Genomic DNA, 208 nt, shown 5'->3' on the forward strand with positions numbered 1-208 from the left:
TAAGCCCTCTAGAGAGAATTCTCTGCTTTTCCCTAGTATTTTATCTAGAAACACTTTTAAACGCTCTATAAAAGCTTCTAGACGCTTCTGAGGGATTGTCTTTGCCTTTTTATTCTCCTCCAAGATAGAAAGCCACTGTTCGCCTTCCTTTTGATTTTTAGGCTCATGTCCATTTTCTAAATTGAAAAGGACTAAACGTCCTTTCTTT

1 protein-coding gene is annotated in these 208 nt (G+C 37.0%); it reads right to left on the reverse strand.

Features of this window, described 5'->3' with window-relative positions:
- Positions 1 to 208, reverse strand: a 208-nt coding sequence (locus tag FE392_RS22760) for a hypothetical protein (RefSeq protein ID WP_319931952.1), incomplete at both ends; no start/stop codon positions are given.

Origin of the sequence: Xenorhabdus santafensis (assembly GCF_033949405.1) — a bacterium.
In the GTDB taxonomy this organism is placed as follows: Bacteria; Pseudomonadota; Gammaproteobacteria; order Enterobacterales; family Enterobacteriaceae; genus Xenorhabdus; species Xenorhabdus santafensis.